Annotated in this window: 14 protein-coding genes; 3 read left to right on the top strand and 11 right to left on the bottom strand. The window is 43.5% G+C overall.

Features of this window, described 5'->3' with window-relative positions; all coding sequences use genetic code 11:
• Positions 1-36: 36 nt before the first annotated feature.
• The 3 genes from treP to NLX73_RS18870 all read right to left on the bottom strand — a co-directional run bounded on the left by treP (position 37) and on the right by NLX73_RS18870 (position 4,679).
• The gene (gene treP / locus NLX73_RS18880; protein ID WP_254326991.1) at positions 37-1,995 is read right to left on the bottom strand and encodes a PTS system trehalose-specific EIIBC component; all 1,959 of its coding nucleotides are present in this window, start codon (positions 1,993-1,995) and stop codon (positions 37-39) included.
• A gap of 90 nt (positions 1,996-2,085) precedes the next feature.
• Complete coding sequence (treC, locus tag NLX73_RS18875) at positions 2,086-3,825, bottom strand: alpha,alpha-phosphotrehalase (RefSeq protein WP_254326990.1); 1,740 nt, start codon at positions 3,823-3,825, stop codon at positions 2,086-2,088.
• A gap of 272 nt (positions 3,826-4,097) precedes the next feature.
• Positions 4,098-4,679, bottom strand: a complete 582-nt coding sequence (locus tag NLX73_RS18870) for a LysE family transporter (protein ID WP_254326989.1) — start codon at positions 4,677-4,679, stop codon at positions 4,098-4,100.
• A gap of 113 nt (positions 4,680-4,792) precedes the next feature.
• On the opposite strand from NLX73_RS18870, the gene NLX73_RS18865 reads away from it, so the two are divergent.
• Positions 4,793-5,344, top strand: a complete 552-nt coding sequence (locus NLX73_RS18865) for a helix-turn-helix domain-containing protein (protein ID WP_061831117.1) — start codon at positions 4,793-4,795, stop codon at positions 5,342-5,344.
• Positions 5,345-5,460: 116 nt separating this feature from the next.
• On the opposite strand, the gene NLX73_RS18860 is transcribed toward NLX73_RS18865, so the two are convergent.
• The 5 genes from NLX73_RS18860 to NLX73_RS18840 form a co-directional block, all read right to left on the bottom strand.
• Entirely contained in the window at positions 5,461-6,030 is a 570-nt protein-coding gene (locus NLX73_RS18860) for a sugar O-acetyltransferase (protein WP_302055480.1), read from the bottom strand.
• A 20-nt stretch (positions 6,031-6,050) separates the two neighbouring features.
• Positions 6,051-7,259: an MFS transporter gene (locus NLX73_RS18855; RefSeq protein ID WP_254326988.1), complete on the bottom strand. Its 1,209-nt coding sequence runs from the start codon at positions 7,257-7,259 to the stop codon at positions 6,051-6,053.
• A gap of 238 nt (positions 7,260-7,497) precedes the next feature.
• Positions 7,498-9,852, bottom strand: coding sequence for a glycoside hydrolase family 2 TIM barrel-domain containing protein (locus tag NLX73_RS18850; RefSeq protein ID WP_367997116.1), 2,355 nt, complete (start codon positions 9,850-9,852; stop codon positions 7,498-7,500).
• 79 nt (positions 9,853-9,931) lie between these two features.
• Entirely contained in the window at positions 9,932-10,726 is a 795-nt protein-coding gene (locus NLX73_RS18845) for a Nif3-like dinuclear metal center hexameric protein (RefSeq protein ID WP_250267382.1), read from the bottom strand.
• A gap of 120 nt (positions 10,727-10,846) precedes the next feature.
• Positions 10,847-11,413 carry a 5' nucleotidase, NT5C type gene (locus tag NLX73_RS18840; RefSeq protein WP_250267381.1) on the bottom strand — a complete coding sequence of 189 codons (567 nt, stop codon included), beginning with the start codon at positions 11,411-11,413 and terminating at the stop codon, positions 10,847-10,849.
• Positions 11,414-11,908: 495 nt separating this feature from the next.
• On the opposite strand from NLX73_RS18840, the gene NLX73_RS18835 reads away from it, so the two are divergent.
• The gene (locus tag NLX73_RS18835; protein WP_250267380.1) at positions 11,909-12,892 is read left to right on the top strand and encodes a glycoside hydrolase family 5 protein; all 984 of its coding nucleotides are present in this window, start codon (positions 11,909-11,911) and stop codon (positions 12,890-12,892) included.
• A 95-nt stretch (positions 12,893-12,987) separates the two neighbouring features.
• Here the strand turns inward: NLX73_RS18835 and NLX73_RS18830 are convergent, their stop codons facing one another.
• The 3 genes from NLX73_RS18830 to NLX73_RS18820 are packed head-to-tail and all read right to left on the bottom strand — an operon-like array spanning position 12,988 to position 20,002.
• Positions 12,988-15,345, bottom strand: a complete 2,358-nt coding sequence (locus NLX73_RS18830) for a beta-galactosidase (protein ID WP_250267379.1) — start codon at positions 15,343-15,345, stop codon at positions 12,988-12,990.
• A gap of 21 nt (positions 15,346-15,366) precedes the next feature.
• The gene (locus tag NLX73_RS18825) at positions 15,367-16,653 is read right to left on the bottom strand and encodes a cellulase-like family protein (protein ID WP_254326986.1); all 1,287 of its coding nucleotides are present in this window, start codon (positions 16,651-16,653) and stop codon (positions 15,367-15,369) included.
• The gene (locus tag NLX73_RS18820) at positions 16,646-20,002 is read right to left on the bottom strand and encodes a DUF5107 domain-containing protein (RefSeq protein ID WP_254326985.1); all 3,357 of its coding nucleotides are present in this window, start codon (positions 20,000-20,002) and stop codon (positions 16,646-16,648) included. The genes NLX73_RS18825 and NLX73_RS18820 overlap by 8 nt, the downstream gene beginning before the upstream one ends.
• A gap of 136 nt (positions 20,003-20,138) precedes the next feature.
• On the opposite strand from NLX73_RS18820, the gene NLX73_RS18815 reads away from it, so the two are divergent.
• The gene (locus NLX73_RS18815) at positions 20,139-21,020 is read left to right on the top strand and encodes an AraC family transcriptional regulator (RefSeq protein ID WP_250267376.1); all 882 of its coding nucleotides are present in this window, start codon (positions 20,139-20,141) and stop codon (positions 21,018-21,020) included.
• Positions 21,021-21,095 lie beyond the last annotated feature (75 nt).

The following is a 21,095-nucleotide window of genomic DNA, read 5'->3' as shown; positions in this document are numbered from 1 at the left end:
TGTTCACTATAATAGACTGTGCGAATTGAATCTGAATTAATTCCTATGACCTGATGAAGAATTCAAATGAATTCTAATTAACGTATACTGCAAATCGTCTGCCTCACCTGGCAGTTCCTCAACCGATTCAATCATACTCTGACCATCCGGGACAATGACTGGTGTAATGACGGGATATCCGGATTTCTGAATCAGATCACGGTCAAATTCCATCAGTAGTTGTCCTTGCTCCACGGTTTGATTGGTCTCCACATGCATGGTGAATCCCTCACCCTTCAGTGACACCGTATTGATCCCCACATGTACCAGAATCTGTACACCTGTCGAATGCTCCAAAATCAAGGCATGCTTGCTTTTCATCATGATATGAATAACTTTTCCCCTGAATGGGGCAAGAATCTTGCCATCCTTCGGTTCCACTGCAATACCTTGCCCCATCTGCCGTTCGGCAAAAGCCGGGTCAGGAACTTGTTCCAGCGGTACAACACGTCCTCGTACGGGAGTCCTCACTTCAAGCACATCTATTGCGGTATTTTGCGGAAGCGAGTCTTTTTGTACGGAATCATTGGCTGGTGCAGCCTGACGGCGCTTAGTTAACAACTTGCCATACATTAAAGTTAAAGCAAATGGCACAATTAACACGATCGCCATCCCGATGAAGAATACACCCCAGTTGTTTGGGAAAATAGACAAGAAGCCTGGAATCCCGCCCACACCAATGGAAGAAGCCATCACATGATTTACGGTGAGCAGTATACCTGCAATACCGGAACCGATCATTGCGAATACAAACGGATATTTATATCGGATATTCACCCCGAATATGGCAGGCTCGGTTACACCCAGAAATGCAGACACTGAAGAGGTAAGAGCCAATCCTTTTCCCTTTTGCTCCTTCAATACCAGCATCATTGCCAGTGCTCCGGCACCCTGAGCGATATTGGACAGCGCCAGCATCGGCCAAAGGAATGTTCCACCCTGCGTACCAATTAATTGCACGTCCACCGCCAGGAAAGTATGGTGCATTCCCGTAATCACGAGCAAGGAGTACAAGCCTCCATAAATCAGGCCTCCCAGCGCAGGAGCCAAATCGAAAACGTATACAAGACCAGACGTAATAGCATTACCAATCATAAAAGTAACCGGACCGATCACTGTAAATGCCAGAAATCCCGTTATTAATAATGTAATCGGTGCTACAAGTAACAGTTTAAATGAATCTGCTATCTTCTTATTTAGGAATTTCTCAATGTGCGCGAGCACGTAAGCGGATACTAAAACGGGTAAAACCTGTCCTTGATAACCAATCTTGTTCACTTCCCACCCAAACAAATTCCAAACTGGAACGGTTCCTTTGGTAACAGCATCTGCATAACCGTATGCACTTAGCAGATCCGGATGAACCAGAATCAAACCCAGTACGATCCCGAGTAAAGGACTGCCGCCAAACCGGACAACAGCCGACCATCCAATTAAGGCAGGTAGAAATGTAAATGCGGTGCTGGCAATGGTGTTAATGATAGCAGCAAAGTCGGTCCATTGAGGATAGACTTGAACCAGAGCCATACCTTCGAAGAAAATTCCCTTGCCAGTCAAAATATTATTTATTCCAAGCAATAAGCCTGCAGTCACGATTGCCGGCAAGATGGGGATAAAAATATCTGCCAGCGTCTTGATGGCACGCTGAATTGGATTTTGTTTTTTGCTTGCCGCATTTTTGACATCATCTTTAGAAGCCCGACTACCTCCTGTAATGGAGATCATTTCGTCATATACTTTATCCACCAGACCTGGGCCAATCACGACCTGATATTGTCCTTGTGAAGAAAATTGGCCTTTGACCAGATCATTTTGTTCAAGTGCATCTTTATCAACCAGCTTATCATCATAAAGGGCAAATCGCAGACGAGTTACGCAATGCGTAGAGGCCTCTATGTTGTCTTTGCCACCAACGGCTTTTATAATGTCTTCTACCTGTGATCTTTCAATCGCCATTTAGCCCACTCCCTTAACGTTTGCTCATTTTAAAGTAGCAACCCCGGTTATCAAAATAACGTGCCCGGGGTGCTACTAGATGTCTCCATACTATTCACTAAGTCTACGAACAATCCACATATATGAAGCATATGGGGTTAAAGAGATCACTTGTTTTAGCTCTGGGGCGTGCTGGGTATTACCAATTAAGAGCTCAGCCGCATCCAACGCTTGATTTATTAATCGTGAATAAAATGAATCCGGTATACGGAATTGCGCATCCTGTCCGCTAAAATTAGAGATGACGATCAAAGTCTCCTCTTCATTGCTGCGTTGATAGGCGTAGACCTGAGGATGAGCTTCGTCCAAGCGTTGATAATTCCCATCGGTAATGACTTGCACCGTCTTACGCAGATGAATTAGCTTACGATAATGGTGATAGATAGAGTTCGGGTCCTCTAACTGAGCCTGAACATTAATCTGTGGATATCGTTCATCTACTTTAATCCAAGGAGTGCCTGTAGTGAAGCCCGCATTGCGAGTGCCATCCCACTGCATCGGTGTTCTCGAATTATCACGAGACCGCTCTCGAATGATATTCAATGCTTCTTCTGCACTTTTGCCTTGCTCCTGTAAAATACGGTACATATTCAGAGATTCAACATCCCGAAACTCTTCAATGTCTGCCCACTGCGGGTTGGCCATCCCAATTTCTTCACCTTGAAATATATAAGGTGTACCTTGAAGACCATGTAGCGTGGTTGCCAGCAGCTTGGCGCTTTCCGCATGGTATTGGCCATCATCCAAAAAGCGAGAGATTGCTCTTGGCTGATCATGATTATTAAAAAACAATGCACTCCAGCCGCCACCCTGTTGCATGCCCGTTTGCCAATCCGAGAATAGCTTTTTCAGCATTTCAAAATCATATGGCATGAGTTCCCACTTCTGTCCATTTGGGTAATCCACCTTCAAATGATGAAAATTAAAGGTCATGGACAATTCTTTTCTCTCTGGATTGGAATAACGGATGCAGTGCTCTAGGGAGGTAGAGGACATCTCACCCACAGTGACGCTATTCTGTTTGGCAAATACTTTCTCATGTAACTCATGAATGTATTCATGCACATGTGGACCGTCCGTATAATATTTACGTCCGTCGCCAGGAACCGTGCTCCCATCATCATTCGAGAATTGTTGATCTTTGGAGATCAAGTTAATGACATCGAGCCGGAAACCACTGACTCCCTTCTCAGCCCAAAATTCCAGCAGATTGACAACTTCCTGACGGACATTGGGATTTTCCCAGTTTAGATCCGCCTGAGTCTTATCAAATAGTGTCAGGAAATATTGGCCTGTTGCCTCGTCATATTGCCAAGCAGGTCCACCAAATTTGGAAACCCAATTGTTTGGTGGTCCACCATCGGGTGCTGGATCACGCCAGATATAGTAGTCCCTATACTCACTATCCTTAGAAAGCCGTGCCTCCTGAAACCAGGCATGTTCTGTGGAAGAATGGTTAACCACGATGTCGATCATTAAGTACATCCCTCGTGCCCGGATTCCCTCGCTCAATTCTTCAAAATCCTGCATTGTTCCATAATCAGGATTAATCTGGCAATAATCGGCTACATCATACCCGTTATCACGTTGTGGTGAGACATATACAGGCTGCAACCAGACAATATCAACACCCAGTTTTTTTAAATAATCCAGCTTTTGCGTCAGTCCTCTTATATCACCGGTTCCTTTGCCCGTCGTATCGTTAAAACTTTTGGGATAAACCTGATAGACTACTGATTTACGCCACCAATCTTTATCTTGAGGAATTAAAGTCTTGTTCATTGCTTCCATTCATGCTCATTCCTTTCTTGCGAAATGAAGTAGCGTAAAAATAATATAACGCTTTCAACATCTTGTATATACAAGATTAAGTCATGTATATACAAGTTGTCAACAGCTTTATCTATTAAGGTAATACCCGTTTTGCAGCTAAATGATCAGGAGACTCATCCATTCTGTTCGATTGTATGTTATGACTCGTAGAATAAGCTCAATTCACACGAAAAAAAGGCTCCTGCCTGTAGTCAGGAACCCTTCTTTTCTATGATGAATAAGGTGCTCATTTACATCCATATCGATAGTGCACTATAAAGGAGCAATAAGGACATTATGATATTGAAGGAACGCTCATGCTTATTCAAGAAACGTTGAAACACAGCGCCAAAAATCGCCCAGCATACTACAGCTACAAATCCAATACAGGTCAGGAGTAATGAAATCGTAATAAGCTCTATATACGATACATCATAAGGCATTACAAACGTTGAAATGACCGTAATACCATACAAAATGATTTTTAAATTGATAAATTGCAGCAGCAGTCCTGATTTGAAGGAATATCCCTCATTGTGATCATTATCGTCCGTAGAGGATTTGCTCTTTGCAATTTTCACCGCCAGATAGAGCATGTACAGACTGCCGAGGACATTCATCCAGATCTTAACTCGTGGCAAAAAATGATACAGAGCAAGATTAAAATAGCAGGCTAACAGCATAATAGCGAAACAGCCTGCTGTTACTCCCAGCAAGAATGGGAATGCTTTTTTCAAACCCAACCGTCTGGCACTGTCTAAAGACATAATATTGTTGGGACCTGGCGTAAAGCTGGTCACAAGTACATAAGAAAGGAACGGAATAAACGGCATGCAACAATCAACTCCCGTATGTTATAATTGAATGAAATGTACGTTCAAGCGCACATTTGTACTTTATGATTGTACAATATGTTCTTTATAAAGCACAATAGGAGCGAAGAATTATGGAGAATATTAATCTGATTTTAAGTAAAAATTTGAAGTATCTAAGAAATGAAAGAAAATTAAGTCTAGATAAATTAGCTGATCTGACGGGGATCAGTAAAACGATGCTCGGTCAGATTGAGCGGGGAGAATCTAATCCCTCGATTACAACCGTATGGAAAATTGCGAACGGCTTAAAAATCTCTTTCACTGCTCTGATTAATGAACCACCTGCAGATGCAGTAGTCGTTCCTAAAAGCAAAGTACAAGTGCTTGAAGAAAATAATCACTATCGGTTGTATCCGTTTTTCCCCTATGAAGGAAGTAGAAATTTTGAGGTTTACACCGTAGAGATTGAAGCAGGCGGGGAACTGAGTTCAGCGCCGCACCGTGAAGGTACAGAAGAATTTATTACGGTATTTGAGGGTGAGATGGTGGTAAAAATCAGCGAAGAAATGTACACGGTTAAAGCTGGAGATTCGATCCGCTTTAAAGCAGACCGCCCACACATTTACTATAATCTAGGAGAAACACTGGTTCGGATGAATATGATTATTTATTACTCTGTATAATTCAATATTGAAGACCATAAGTGTACAAGTCTTTAAATTAAATGATCCTATTAAAATTAGGAGCTCTTTTAATAGGATCATCGGTACAAATATTAAATGATTAGCCTGTATGCTGTTTAGGAGATTTCAATGGATTTAATCACTCGTGCTGGATTTCCAGCTACAACCGTATTGTCTGGAACATCCTTGGTTACTACTGCTCCTGATGCCACGACGACATTATTACCTATCGTAACACCGGGATTAATAACTGCTCTACCGCCAATCCATACATTGTTGCCAATCGTTACAGGTTTCCCATACTCAGGGCCAGCGATTCGTTCAAACGGATCTATGGGATGAGTCGCTGTGTAAATATGAACTCCTGGAGCCAGGAAACAATTATCTCCAATACGCACTTCGCAAACATCCAAAATGGTACAGTCAAAGTTGGCGTAGAAATTTTCCCCAACATGGATATTGTATCCGTAGTCACAGCGTATGTTGGGTTCCATACCTATATTTTCACCAGTTGATCCGAAAAGCTCCTTAAGTAACTTTTCACGGTACTCATGATCCGTCTCTGCCGTCTGATTAAAGAGACGTACACATCTTCTCGCATACTCTCTTTCTTGCGTTAATTGAGGATCAGCAGCTACATACAGTTCCCCATCCATCATCTTTTGTTTTTCCGTTTTCATAGTCATGCGACAATCCCCTTTATATTTTAATCTGATTTCTTTTCTTTCACCCCAATAGGTTGGGCTGCACCGGATATCCAACCAGCAACAATAACGCCAACAAGCACTACGATCAAGGCATGCAGAAGTCCAACATGTTCACCTAAAAACCCTAAGCCTGGGGGGCCTACTAAAAAGGCAATGTAACCGATCGTGGCTACGGCTCCAACCCGGATAGCTGCACCACGAGGGTCATCTCCGGCAGCAGATAAGCCCACAGGAAAACCAAGTGAGGCTCCAAGCCCCCATAATACGACGCCCACTCCGGCTATGAGGTAATGCTGTCCCCAGATCACTAGAATGATACCGATAGCAGCCAGGACAGCACTTCCTTTCAATACAGGGACACGGCCGTATTTATCCAGTATGAATCCTCCGGTAAAACGTCCAATGGTCATCGCTGCCACAAATAGTCCATACATATAGGAACCTGTTAAAGAATTCACGCCATAACCATCCACCATCGTTAGCGGTAGCCAGTCATTCGCAGACCCTTCTGCAAACGCCATACCTAACACGATGATACCGATCAATAAAATTCGTCTTTCTTTCCATACAGCAAGCTGCGCCTTGAGATTAGATCCAACCTTTTGAGTAGGAACTTCTTTCTCTATACCTGTATCGTGAGGCAGAAAACGATAAAAATAGAAAGTTACCACTGCAATCATGGCAGCCATCGCTCCAAAATGGACCACAACAGGTATGTGTAGTGCCGCTGCTCCAGAGCCAATGACCGCACCTACAAGTGTACCCATACTAAATGAACCGTGAAAAGCCGGCAAAAGCGTTTTTTGCAATTGATTTTCTACCGCAGAACCTTCGACATTCAGAGCTACTTCTGCTGTCCCATAACCACCTCCAAAGATGACTAAACCAGCAAACACGATGCTCGTGAGCGAAAATGCAGTTCCCAACCCTACAATGACAAAACCGCTTACAATCAAAATCGCACTTCCCAGAATGACCGCCCGTCCACCTACACGAGAAATCATATTGCCTGCACTGAGTAGTCCCACTAAAGAACCTGCAGCTAATCCAAAAATAATGATTCCCATTTCGGCAGTCGAGACACGCAAAATATCCCGTATAATAGGCGTTCGAGACACCCAGGAAGCAAAAGCTACACCTGGTAAAGCGAATAATAAGAACAAAATATTACGAATTACCCGAGGATTCATGGATGGTTCTACTGGCATTTACTTATCTCCTTATCACCACTTTTTATTAATCTTTTAATAAGTTAAATTATAATTAGTCATTCTATTCGCATCCAAACTATTTGTCAAAAAGAGAATTATAGTCATAGACCGTTATTGACCGTCAGTTGTAAACATATTAAAAAAGGCCTGAGCAGGTAGGGCATGCGCACCCACCACCTATTCAGACCTTTTTAATTAAACCATACAAGCCCTAGACTGAATCAGCCTTGAATTATCATTTGCGTTCTTGTTCTATTTTCAATCTGATTCCCCCCTGCAACGCACCATCTGCTGACGCTTGAAGCAACAACTCACCAGCCACATAACCGGATTGTACAACAACGAGACACCTTCCTCTGTGTGTTCGTCTCTCATTCCCCTTGAAGGATTCATCGCTGGTGAGATCACCATTGTCTATTCCAAGGATACGACCATCACCCTGTAGTTTAAAGGCTACATCAAAATCCTGGTTAGGTACAATGATCCCATTTTGGTCTATGACGGTTACTTCCACATGAGATATCTCATGCCCATCAGCAGGTAGAATTACCCGATCAGCCTCCAACTTTAGAGCATAAGGAAGTCCGGCAGTGGTTAATTCATGCTCACAAACCTTATTGTTTCCATTACGACCCACAGCCCGGATTTTGCCCGGTGTATAGGGAAGCTCCCATAGGATTAAATGATTAGGATAGTCCACTAACTTCCTCTCACCGTATGATTCATCATTCATGATCAATTCCACGCTCTCACAATTGGTGAAGGTAACCAACCGTATCAATTTTCCACCGTATTCAGGAAATGTCCAGTGATCATCCATAGCCGGAGATTTCCAGTGCATCGTCCATGTCGGATTAAATTCCGATTTGATATGTTCGTTAAATGCGGCTATGTGCACAACAGGCTGATTAGACCATAAACTTTGTTGGAGATAAGATACTGGTTTGCGGAATCCGCAAGTATCAATCAGGCCCGAAGACCACCCTTTAGAGGGATAGCTCGTTTCTCCCAAATAGTCAATTCCACTCCAAACAAATTGACCGATCACATAATCATGATTAGCGACATCAAACCAGGGATTCATAGGCAAATAACCTTTAACCCGGTTATCCTTACCCCGATAGTATGGGAATGTTTCTGTTCCAAGGATAAGCGTATCCGGCATGGCCTCCCTATAGTGCTCATACCACTGCTCCTGATAGTTTAACCCTAGAACATCCACTCGTTGTGCCAGCTGTTTGGTATGCTCCACTTTGGCCTCAATCGAACCCTCACGCAAGCTGATCGGTGTATTATGCGGCTCAAGCGCACATGTAACTGGTCGGGTTGGGTCTTTTTCATGGCAGAAACCCACGAGCTGCTCCAACATTTTGAGCATGGATGGTTGACCTTGATTCTCCACTTCATTCCCAACGCTCCACATGAAAACACTGGGATGGTTCCTGTCCCTGAGCAACATTGCTTCCAGATCTTTTTCCCACCACTCATCATATAAATGCTCATAGAAAAGAGATTTCCATTTGTCAAAAGCCTCATCAACCACCAAGAACCCCATCTGATCACATAAATCTAATAATTCGGGCGCCATCGGGTTATGAGCAAAACGGATCGAGTTACAGCCCATTTCCTTCAGCTTTTGAAGCCTTCTTTTCATGGCTGTATCATGGTAAGCAGCCCCCAGACAGCCTAAATCATGGTGAATGCACACTCCCTTTAGCTTTAAGATGTGCCCATTCAGAAATAAACCTTTTTGAGTGTCCAGCTTCACTTCTCTTATACCAAAAGGAGTACAATAACGATCCACCTCTGTATTGTCACAATAGATCGTCGTCTGGGCTTCGTAGAGCACTGGGTTGTCCGGTGACCATAGTTCTGGCTCTAAAACTCGCGTTTTTTGCTCTATTTCCCCCGTTTCACAGCTCGAAAGAGTGACTCGGTTTTCAACTTTTCCTTTGATCTGTCCCTGTGGGTCCAGCATTTCAGTCATAATCGTACACTCTACGGCATGCGCGTGATGATTAGTGACCTGGATTCTGGCAGTTACCTTGGCTTCATCTGGCGAAATTTCAGGTGTGGTAATGTAAGTCCCCCATTCGGTTATATGAATATAATTCGTACAAATCAGCCAAACATTACGATAAATACCGGCCCCGGAATACCATCTGTCAGGTGAAAGAATCGTATTGTCCACTTTGACGGCAATCACATTCTCCTCATCCCACCGAATATATGGAGTCAAATCATATTGAAAGCTAACATATCCATAGGGCCGCTTGCCCACAAAATGTTCATTGATCCAAACCTCACTGTTACTGTGAATGCCATCAAATTGTATGTATACGCGCTGTTTTGGAGAGGAAGGCTTCACATTAAAATGCTTTCTGTACCATCCGACAGACCATCTCGGCAAATAAGCTTGATTGCCACCATACAGCATATGTGGATCAAAGGACTTCTCAATGCTCCAATCATGAGGGACTTGAAGGAGTCGCCAATGCTCATCGTTGTAGTCCATTTTCTCAGCACCTGCGTAATTACCTTCTATAAACTTCCAGCCCGTTTTGAACGGCATATTCACTCTGCTTCCCATCATCTTGCCTCCATTTCATAAAGTGGATGAACGGATATAACAGCAGTGCTGGATGACCATCACAAAAGACGTGTTCTCATTACAATATTTGAAACACCGGGCGATCTTCAATAAAGTGTACGGGGAGCATTGGAAATTGAGCGGAAAGTACATCTGCGAGATACTTCATCCCAGGTGCTTCACTTTCAGCATGTCCCAGCATGATAAGTGCTTTACTTTGACCTTGGTAGACAGCATCTTTAACATATTCTGGTGTTTCCCATTCTGGGCCTTCACCGGCAATGACTAAATCTACATTTTCATTTAGAAATAATGGAATGGCTAGTTCACCACCTCCCCTGTATCCTACTGAGATTCCCACTCGTTCACACGGCATGGAAACCTCGCCAGCCACCCGTACATAACGAATATGTAGTTTGGCTTTGATATATTCAGCGATCTCCTGAACTTCCATAACCGGAATAGTCAAAATGGCGGCCGTCGGCTGCTGCTTCACAATGTAGTTGTGCCAGCCAAGCGCCTGAAGAAGCCCAACCATCACTCCATCCGGTTGATAACGATGTATGGTGTCATGAAACCGATAAATGCCTATACCTGCATCGGCAATGAGGCGAGATTTTTGCAAAAAAACAGGATCATGTAGTAAACATTCATGCATCCTCTGATGACTATAAAAGATGCCTTCATGCGTAATGATAAAATTTGCACCTAGAGAAATAGCTTGTTCTATCACATACTGCGAAGCAGAGAAAGCGGTTACAATTCCGTGTACCTCAATATCTATAAATCCTGGTTCCAGCAGATCTACGCTGGTGTTGGGTATGCTTATTCCCTTGGTCAGATGATTCACAACCTGCCCCATAGTCATGGTCATACACGTTCCCTCCTCATGGATTTGCATATCAATTGTACCATTTCATTTCAATCATTAGTGCTATTCTTTCTAGCAAAACAGCCAGTTCCAAAGGAGCCAGCTGTTTTACGAATGGTTCTATTATTTATACAGAACCCCTAAAATGGAGTCGATTCGTTCTTTTGCCCCTTGCCAGGATGTCATGACGGGGAACTCATATTGCTCTCTTGCTCTCAGATTCCATGGATGAGGAATGCAAAGCACCTTTCTCCCCGCCTCTAGCGCAGGCACTAAATTATGAGGACCATCATCAATCAGGAGATCATAGTTAATCAGGTTTTTTCGTTTACATGGGAAAAAGTTCTCAATCGGAATGAATGGCATATGTCTTTGAAGCCAGTTCCATTTCTCTACGACGGTCTTGGGTTCTGCCGCTGTCACAATAATGACATCAAAAGCATTGCAAAGATTTTCCATTTCTTCTACAACATACTCGTCAAATAGTTCAAGTTCCTCAAACAAACCCGGTCGTCCATAAAATACATCAAGCGTGCTCTTCGGATGACGTAGATGATCAGTGTTCCAATCTAACATTTCTTCATACCGAAGCGGATGAGTGGGAAATTCACTATTGTTATGGTATATGGCTCGTTTGACGAGATGACAGATGGTATCGTCCATATCGACTGCAATGATTGGTTTTCTCATCAGCTTGCCCCTATTCACTCTGGTAAAATTTTTCATAAGAATATCATACTATAATTTAATATCGTGGTGAAGCTTAAGTATTGCTTCCGATAGATCTCACCTTTGTTCAAGATAATCAGCCAAGCAGAACGTTAGGTTTATCTACATAATCTAGGCACACTAAAGAAAAACTAGTTAGGTTATTTTTATCTTAAAAAACTAAATTACAAATAAATATCGAAGGAATACACCTTAATAGAAGCAACGAGCACAATAAAATCATAGAAAAATCACACATAAATAAGTAATCTATGTATCTGCATTTCAAAAGCAAAAAAATAGCTAAAAAAATCAATTGCATAACAAAAATACAAATGATAGAATAACAAAAAATAACTATCACCAAAAATGAAAGCGTTTTATGTTGTGTTTAGCTTACTGCTGTATACATACTTACATACCTACTTCATCTCTATATAGCAGGAAGTTGAATAATATATTTAGGGAGGTAAAAAAATGAAGGTATTGTTAAGAAAAGCATTATTGTCTGGACTCGTCGGTGTGCTTATCATGATTGGTTTGGGGGGATTCTTCTCCAAGGCACAAGCTGCTTCAGGATTTTATGTAAGCGGTACCAAATTGTATGATTCTACAGACAAGCCGTTTGTTATGAGAGGCGTCAATCATGCTCACACTTGGTACAAAAACGATCTTTATACAGCTATCCCGGCAATTGCCCAGACAGGTGCTAATACCGTCCGAATTGTCCTTTCTAACGGAAACCAGTACACCAAGGATGACATTAATTCCGTGAAAAATATGATCTCTCTCGTCACGAGTTACAAAATGATTGCTGTGCTTGAAGTTCATGACGCTACGGGCAAAGACGACTACGCGTCTTTGGATGCAGCTGTGAACTACTGGATTAGCATAAAAGATGCTCTGATCGGCAAGGAAGATCGGGTTATCGTAAACATTGCGAACGAATGGTATGGTTCTTGGAATGGGAGTGGTTGGGCTGATGGATACAAGCAAGCGATTCCCAAGTTGAGAAACGCAGGTATCAAAAATACGCTCATCGTCGATTGTGCCGGATGGGGACAATATCCTCAGTCTATCAATGACTTTGGTAAATCTGTATTTGCAGCTGATTCTTTGAAAAATACGGTATTCTCCATCCATATGTATGAGTTCGCGGGTAAAGATGCTCAAACTGTTCGAACCAATATTGATAACGTTCTGAATCAAGGACTTCCGCTGATTATTGGTGAATTTGGCGGTTACCATCAAGGAGCAGATGTCGACGAGACAGAAATCATGAGATACGGACAATCCAAAGGGATAGGCTGGTTAGCCTGGTCCTGGTATGGTAATAGTTCCAACCTTTCCTACCTTGATCTTGTAACAGGACCTAATGGCAATCTGACGGATTGGGGAAAAACTGTAGTTAACGGAAGCAACGGGATCAAACAAACATCGAAAAAAGCCGGTATCTACTAAAAACACATTAAGAAAATAAAAAAGACTCATGTATTCACTGGCTGATTACTTTATGTAGATTATTCTGGAAAAGAATCACCATATAACCTTCTGGGTTATATGGTGATTTTGATTTCATATACAGGCACAAGGTTAACCGAACCGATATCTACGATACGTTCCTTTGTCGCCTCGTTCCAGCCCGCCATAGTCGTATTGCTGTTGAGAACCTTACCCTTTCGAATGGGGGAAATATACACGTACAACCCTTGCTCGATGAGCCGATGTTCAAATGCTTTCAAACCTATTTCCCAGGTCGTATGGTTGCAGAAATTATCGTTGATCAGTTCGCCATCGATAAAAGCATAACCGATATCTCCAGTATAATCGATACGCAGCAGAGCCTCCTTGATTCCATGAAACGCATCTGTTTCGAAATCAATAGTAAATTTATCGTTATTTACCCTTTTCAAATTGAACTGGATTTCTTTCTTAGGAGCCTTTAAACGATACGTTTTGAATACATTGTTTTCTGATATTTCAAGCAGTTCTCCACCGGAAATAGATGTGAATGAGGCGTCAAAATCCGGGAATACACTCAGGGTTACCCTTTCTTGGCCCGTTGATTCCAGCCTTAAATCGCCCTCAGATACTAGTAGATTGGCATTTGTCAAAATGACTCTATTTCGGCCTTGCATATTTACCTTCCAAAATGTAAGACTTTGCTCATCAGTCATCGTGTAGATGGCAACTTTTTTGCCACTTTCAGATACCAGATGGATGAGACTATCCTCCTCTTCAGCAACCTTAATGATCGTTTTCCCATCGAATTGCTCTATCGAACCTTTGTCGATTGTGGCACTGATGATATCTTGTGACTCCATTGCATACGTTCCTTTCATGCCCGCTGGTACAAAGAAAAAATAATATACTTCTCCATCTTCTTCTATCCTTGTTATCAGCTGTGCCGTAGCATATTTGAGCTTCATTCCATCTAAATTGAAGTTAAATGGCAATATGGCAAAACTATCACGTCCTAACGTCAGTTCACCTTGACTAGGGATTACAATCGTTTCCTCGGGCAGCTCAATGCTCACATTAAAATCGCACAGGTCGTCATTTTCGACATGGTCTTGGAAATTATTTAGAAATAGGTACCCCGATCTGGCACTGGATCGCACTGCATATCGTAACGTTTCCACATCATAAGGGTCCATCTGGGACGTATCCCCTGGCAGAATAGTCTTTGTTAGAGAGAATTGCTTTTGGAACGTTGAAAAAAAGTAATGTTGCAGCTTTGTTCTTTGGTATGACTCCCTTACTTGACCGAATTCGCCGATCATGGCGTTGAAATCATAGGATATTTTGGGTGTAGCTAGATCATTTGTATATGGGTTAACCTGACCTCGAGGATTGGAACCCCCATGATACATGTAGTATCCGATCAGGTTACAGCCTTCTGCAACCTTCATGACAGTCATCGCTGGAACACTACGGTAGGGAAAGGCGAACCGATATTTATAAAATTGAACCATGCCGCCACCCATTTCACAGCAAGCGTACGGATAGTCTTCAGGAGCATATTGAGGCTCGAAATTGTAGCTCTTTGGAATCTCGTTATTATGCTTGTCTCGGAAAATATATTCCGGTGTCGCAGGATGCTCGTCCATCCCCTCCAAACGTCCCTCTTCGTAGTAGATCCATGGCCAATAGGCATACCCGCCCCATAACGGCAGCATATCAGGGACAGGAGTTGTGGCTCCTCCCCATCCTGTGCACGTATAGATCGGAGTATCAATCCCCGCTTCCAGAGCTATTTCTTTAAGTTTTAACAAATGCGAGTTACCGTCACTTCCGCTGTTTAACCACATATCATTAATTCCTACAGTCAATGCCCACTGGGCAGATGAATGATGATGTTCGTTTTCGATTTGGATGCCGATAATCGGCCCCCCTTCCTTATATAGCAGCCCTTTAACCTGGGTACCGATTTCGTTATACAATCTTCTCGTGTAGAACAGATACCCCTCATCATTAGAGCGAACCTCAAATGGTCGACCAAATAACCAATCCGGCATACCGCCGTTTCGAATTTCCCCGTGATTGAAGGGTCCGATCCGAATAATGGAGTATACCTGATGTTTGCCGCACAACTCGATGAAACGACGAAGATTCTTGTTCCCACTCCAATTAAAAATACCTTCAACTTCTTCATGTAGGTTCCAAAAAATATAAGTGGCAATGATGTTTACGCCGCCCATTTTTATTTTAATGATTTCGTCTTCCCAATAGCGTTCATCATAACGGGCATAATGGAATTCACCACAAATACCGAAAAAGGGCTCTCCGTCCTTCTCCATAAAATAGTTGGTGAATCCGATTTCCTCTCCTTTTGGATTGGTGCCGCCAAGTTTGATATGTCCTTTAACAATTCGTTTTTGATCGTCTTTGACTGTAACCCGATAGTTTCTCATGGAGTTCACTCCCCTCACTCGTTAATCTGAATTCAGGATAAATTGATTCCACTTGCGCTGCCAAGCGATATCATTCCAGAATGGATGATGGGGAGCACAGTTAGAGCAGAGGGTCATTCCCCAGAACCCAAGTGCCATTCCTTTTCGCAACACATATTCAGCGATAAATTTACCGACTGGGCCTTCTTCAAATTGGGCATACAGCGGCGTGTAGCCTACATAACCTTCTCCTATGACAATTGGAATGCCGGAATGACGATTCCATTCATGAATCTCTTCCAATCGGGTGTCGGCCTTCTGCAACATGGCAATTTTATGGTCTCCATACCGATCGTACAAAAATAAATCCCATTGGTCGGGATCTACCCAATCGTGCAAATAAATAAGCCTCATGCCGACTGGATTACCTTCCATCCGCCAATTCTGCTCCGGAGGCAGGGTCCACTCTGCACATGGAGGAGCGTCTTCTCTTAATAGGGATTGTACGAATGGATTGGGGAACGGCTCCAACTCATCATCAAGCCCTGCCTCTTCCATAAGCTCATTGAGTACCCCTTTAATATAAAGGTGAAAATGGGCAACCTGCATATTGCGCGCGACGTAAGCTTTAGGGTAGGCTTCATTTAACGTATAACTGGCGGTCATCATGATATCAGGATGACATCGGCGGAGATATCCAACTGCTTCTTCTACGTAGGGCTGCATGGCTTCAATAAGCGCTGGTACATTCGTTTCGGCTATGCCTTTAGACGTTCCGACGGCGTTTAACTGCCCAAATTCCACTTCGTTATGCAGCTCTGTATAGATAATCTGGTTTCTATAGCCTTCTGCTGTAACGAAACGGATCAACTGATCCATTGATTTTGCAATGGCCATGAATCTCTCCTTAGGAGGAATTGCAGCTAATTCATCTCTAAGCCCAGCATGAGCCAGAAAGCTGGGACTCTGCTGATATTCCCAAGAGGATAACATAATGTAACAGTTATGAGCCTTAGCTTGTTTAAACAGTTCAAGTAAATGAGCATGCCCGTCCAGCACTGCGCCGCCACGACAGTTATACCAACGCGTACGCTGGCCTACTTCCCCAAGGTTAGCAAACTCCAAGGGACCGGGACGTTTGCCATCCGCAGTAAACAACATGTATGGCATAGCACATATTCGGATCGTATTGTACCCTCTTTCGACCGCTTCTTTAAAACGGGCTTCAAGATCGCTGTAGGGCTCACCTTCCTGTGTCATTGTATACCAGGAGAAGTCCCACATGGTGATCGTCAATTTGCGCGGTAACTTTCTCATGCGATTATTCATTTGATTTCCCCTCCCAGTCCCAGTCCATATGGTTCAATGCTCCTTGATGGTTAGCTTCTAGCTTAAGCACCGATTCAAAATGCAAGATAGCTTCGTCCTGTCGCCCTAATCCAAGCAAACCAAGTGCCTTCATATAAGTACAATGAACCTGATTACGAATATTCAGGTCATCTTCAAAGATGAGAAAGTCGGGTAACGAGACCGCGAAATAATCCATTTTCACGGGTTCAAATAAGTGTCTTTCGGCGTAATCAATGAGCTTGTTGAATCGACGCACGCCTTCCTTCGCATAGCCAAGTTTCTGCCAGGCCAATCCTTGGTAAAATATCATATCCGGCTGCTGATCGTTATAATACATAGCGTTAATAGGTTCCCCCAGTCCTTGAGAGGCCGTGGAAAAGGCCTGCCTTGCCTCATCTGTTAATTTCAATAGCTCATACGCGCAGCCCAAATAATAGTAAATATCGTTATCTTGGGAACCCTCTAGCTTACCTTCGCCAAGATTCTCTGGATACACTAAAGCCTCCCGCAGCCCTTTTACAGCCTGTTCAATCCGTCCAGACCTCAGGTCGGACTTGGCAAGCTCTACCTTGGCAAGCCTATACTGTCCAGTTACCTTCCCCTCTCCGCCTTCCCATGGATGAAATATTCTCCCTGTCAGCAAGGACAAAGCTACCTTATGCTGCTTCATCGTATTGTGAACGGTTACATATTCCAAAAACAGATCATCGCGAAGCTTTATGATTCCCGGATAACTCTCCATTAGGTTCAATCTGTCGTTGGGCCTGATGTTCAGCTTCTTATACAGCTGGTCAAGCTCATAAAGAACACGCGCGTCTGAAGTATTGCACGCAAAGGCCTGCTCTAACGAATGGCGAGCCTTCTCTACTTGGCCTTGTTTGTTAAAATATCCAAGAGCAAGATTACGGTGAACAACGGGGTAAGTATCGTCAATGGAACGAGACGTTTCCCAGCCGGAAATGGCATCCAGATACCGTTTCTTATCATAGAGTAAATTACCTAAGTAATAATGCGCCTTTCCGTCCCCCGGTCTCGTTCGAATTGCAAATTGTAACACATCCAACTCAAACAGACTGTTAGGAAAGCAGTAGTCGGGTACTGCATCTGCGGCCTGAGCGAGAGCATTGTTCACCTGCTCATGCTTGCCGATTTTAGCATAGCAGAAGGCCTGAACGTAATACAGCATAGGGTATGTTTTCGCCTGCTCTGGAGCTTCTTCCAGCACACATGCTGCATCCTCATAGAGTCCCGCCGCCGCGTAGTCCGATGCTACCGCTATATAATTATGCACATCTCCCCGCATCCATTTTCCCAACTCTTCGAGGACCGTTTTAGCATCATCTCGTAACCCGAGAGCCTCTAAAGATAATGCTTGCTCACGGTAAGCTCCAAAATCGGCGATATCGAGCTTCATCGTTTCCTTGGAGAAGGCTATTGCCGCTTCGTAGCTGCCGAGCTTACGAAGAATAGCCGACTTCAGGTTGCGTGCTTTGTAATTGTGAGCATTGCGGATGATTGAACGCTCCACGAGCTCCAATGCTTCTTCATAGTTCCCTTGTTCTGTCGCAATCTGTGCCAGTGAGAAATACCCGCTGTCTTGCCATGCCGCACTCCATACTGATTTATAAAATGCAGCAAACGCCTCATCCATCCGCTCTTGGTGTTTTAGCGACAAACCAAGCTGGTAGTAGGCCTCACCATCATAGGGATTAGAGTTACGCCAGGTTACCCGCGAGATAGCTTTACGAAAGCACTCTTCACTTTCTGAATACAATCCTCTACGAAGAAGCAACGTACCATATGCCACATTTATGCGGCTGTCATTTTTATCTCTTTTCAGGCCCTCAAGATAATACGCCTCGGGTTCAAAGGTAGCATGACGGTATTGCTCCAAGTGTTGTCCTGCTAAATACAATTCTTCGTTCGTTCTTAATTCCTCCGGTTCTGGCAGGGGGGCGGCAGCAGCCGGGATCTGTTCAACTTCCTTTTTCTTCGGCTGGTAGCTAATCAGCTCCCTTCCGGTCGCGTCTTTGACGGTTAAGCATAGTTCATAATCCCCATCCTCAGCCAAAATAACTGTCTTCTGTATAACGGCCTTATTAGGTGTCAGATCTAAGGTTTCTTTAATATAAACTTTCCGCTGACTGCGTAATTCCACAACAGCCTCACGAAATGACGAAGTTACATAGACTCCAATCTGTGCTGTCCCTTCGCTGCGATTTAATTCCAGATTAACGGCTGCGTCAATTGAAGCGTTTTTGACCATACCAATATGTTTGTAAGGCATAAAATACTGCGAGAACGATTTTTCTTCATACGGCTGAAGCCAAGTGAAATCTGGTTGGTTATCGGTATATACCCCCGTCATCAACTCGATGTAGGGACCATCTTCGTCTGTTAGATTCCGGTCCCATGCTTGGCCGAATTCGCCATTTCCCCATGTCCATTGCTTTTTTCCAGGAGAGATGTGATGGTTGGCCACATGCAAAAGCCCGGCTTGTTTTATATGATCGTAACCACCTATGAAATTGTAATCCGATTTATAGGTCATATATGAAGTGGGGACAGGAATATTTTTGTATCGGGAGATATCTACACCTTCAGAATAATCCATTTTATAATAGGTGCCTGTAGCGATCGGGAAACGGGATACATCTCGCTTTCCATGGTCGAACACGGCTGATACGTCTGGAGGAAAAACAGATTGTGTGTGCTCATGTACCGCTACGGCTGGATTGGCCCACCATAGAAACGTTTGAGGCTCGGCAGTCCGGTTGTATAGCTGGGCCTCAACTTTAAGGTATGCTTTATCCGGTTGTAGTGTAAAACCAGCTGTTACTTTCGTGCCGAACATACGATCAATTTCGCTCACCCATACCGTTGCGCTTCCGTCGTCATGTTCTTCCAACTTGTATTCAACGGGTCCATAAGTGTTGGGACGGTGATGCTGCGGCCAGTTGAACTCAATCCCTCCAGATATCCACGGCCCCAATAAGCCCACAAGCGCTGGTTTGATGACCCTGTTATAATATACAAAATCGTAACCGTTGGTCTTGTCGACCGCACGATAAATGCGGCCTCCCAGCTCTGGCATGATCTCAATGCGCAAATATTTATTTTCCAGAAAAACCATTTGGTAATTTTCAAGTTTCTTCTCATCCTCAATTTTATCAATTACCGGATGCGGATACACTCGACCGGAGCTTCCCTGGTAGACACGTTTCTCCAGAAACATTGGATTTTTGTCGGGTTTACCAATTCCATACGTTGGGATCTGCACGGTTTCCTCCCACACGCGTGCCTTAGCATCGAAAGTGCTCAATTCCATCACTCCCTCATAGTCGCCCTTATATTCAGAGCTTACAAGTAAGCGACATTACAGACAATTGACAATCCACTGTTTATGATGGATTATATACGTATTTCATCATTAGAGCCGCTTACGGCTGGGAGATGGATAGATTATGAATAAGAAAGCTGATGGATTTGAGGGTGAAAAGTTATATGTCCTTCCACCCTATATGCTGGATAAATTAAATTCGAATCCGCTTACAAAAAATCTATATATTACGGATATAGGCTGCTTCAGCCATGCCCGCCATCATTTTCGTGAAAGAATGCACGGATGTGACTCTCATATATTCATCTACTGTGCCAGCGGAAAAGGTTGGATACGAACAAAGGATGGCCTAATGATTGACATGACGGAGCGAAGCTTTGCGTACATTCCCAGGGACATGCCGCATGCTTATGGGGCTGACGATGGAGATCCTTGGACGATTTACTGGTTTCATCTCAAAGGGGACCAAGTGGATGACTTTATGGCATTATTTGAGCCTTTTAAAACGTATATTTCCATGGCCGCCAGTGATGAAGTCAAACTACTGGAGCTATTTCATCAGTGTTACGACCTTTTACTGAATAAATCATACTCCATCATACATTTAGTTCAAGTATCGCAAACTGTCCGTTATCTGCTGAGTTTTGTTGTATCCGTTGCATTTCGCAAGGAAGACAGTACGTACCAGAGTCATGTGGATAAAGCAACACGCTATATGAGTGAACAATTGGAATCCACCGTTTCGCTTGAGGAACTTAGTCGGCATGTTCAGGTATCCAAGCAGCATCTGAACTTGATATTCAAGCAATCCACCGGCTACTCTCCTGTCGATTACTATTTAAGAATGAAGATACAGAGGGCCAGTCAGCTTTTGGATTTGACGAATGCTTCTATTAAAGAAATTAGCATACAACTCGGTTTTAGGGACCCTTACTACTTCTCCAGACTATTCAAAAAAATAATGGGCTGCTCTCCTTTGGAATACCGAAATAATTTGAAGGGTTGATCTATGTTCATCAGGAGCGTTCAAATTTGCTTCTATCGGGCTGCAGCAAGGTCACAGATCATTTACGAATCGGGG

The organism is Paenibacillus sp. CH40 (genome assembly GCF_024213605.1).
Lineage (GTDB): Bacteria > Bacillota > Bacilli > Paenibacillales > Paenibacillaceae > Paenibacillus > Paenibacillus polymyxa_B.
Note: the sequence above shows the minus strand (reverse complement) of the source record. Positions and strands in the feature narration are given on the sequence as shown.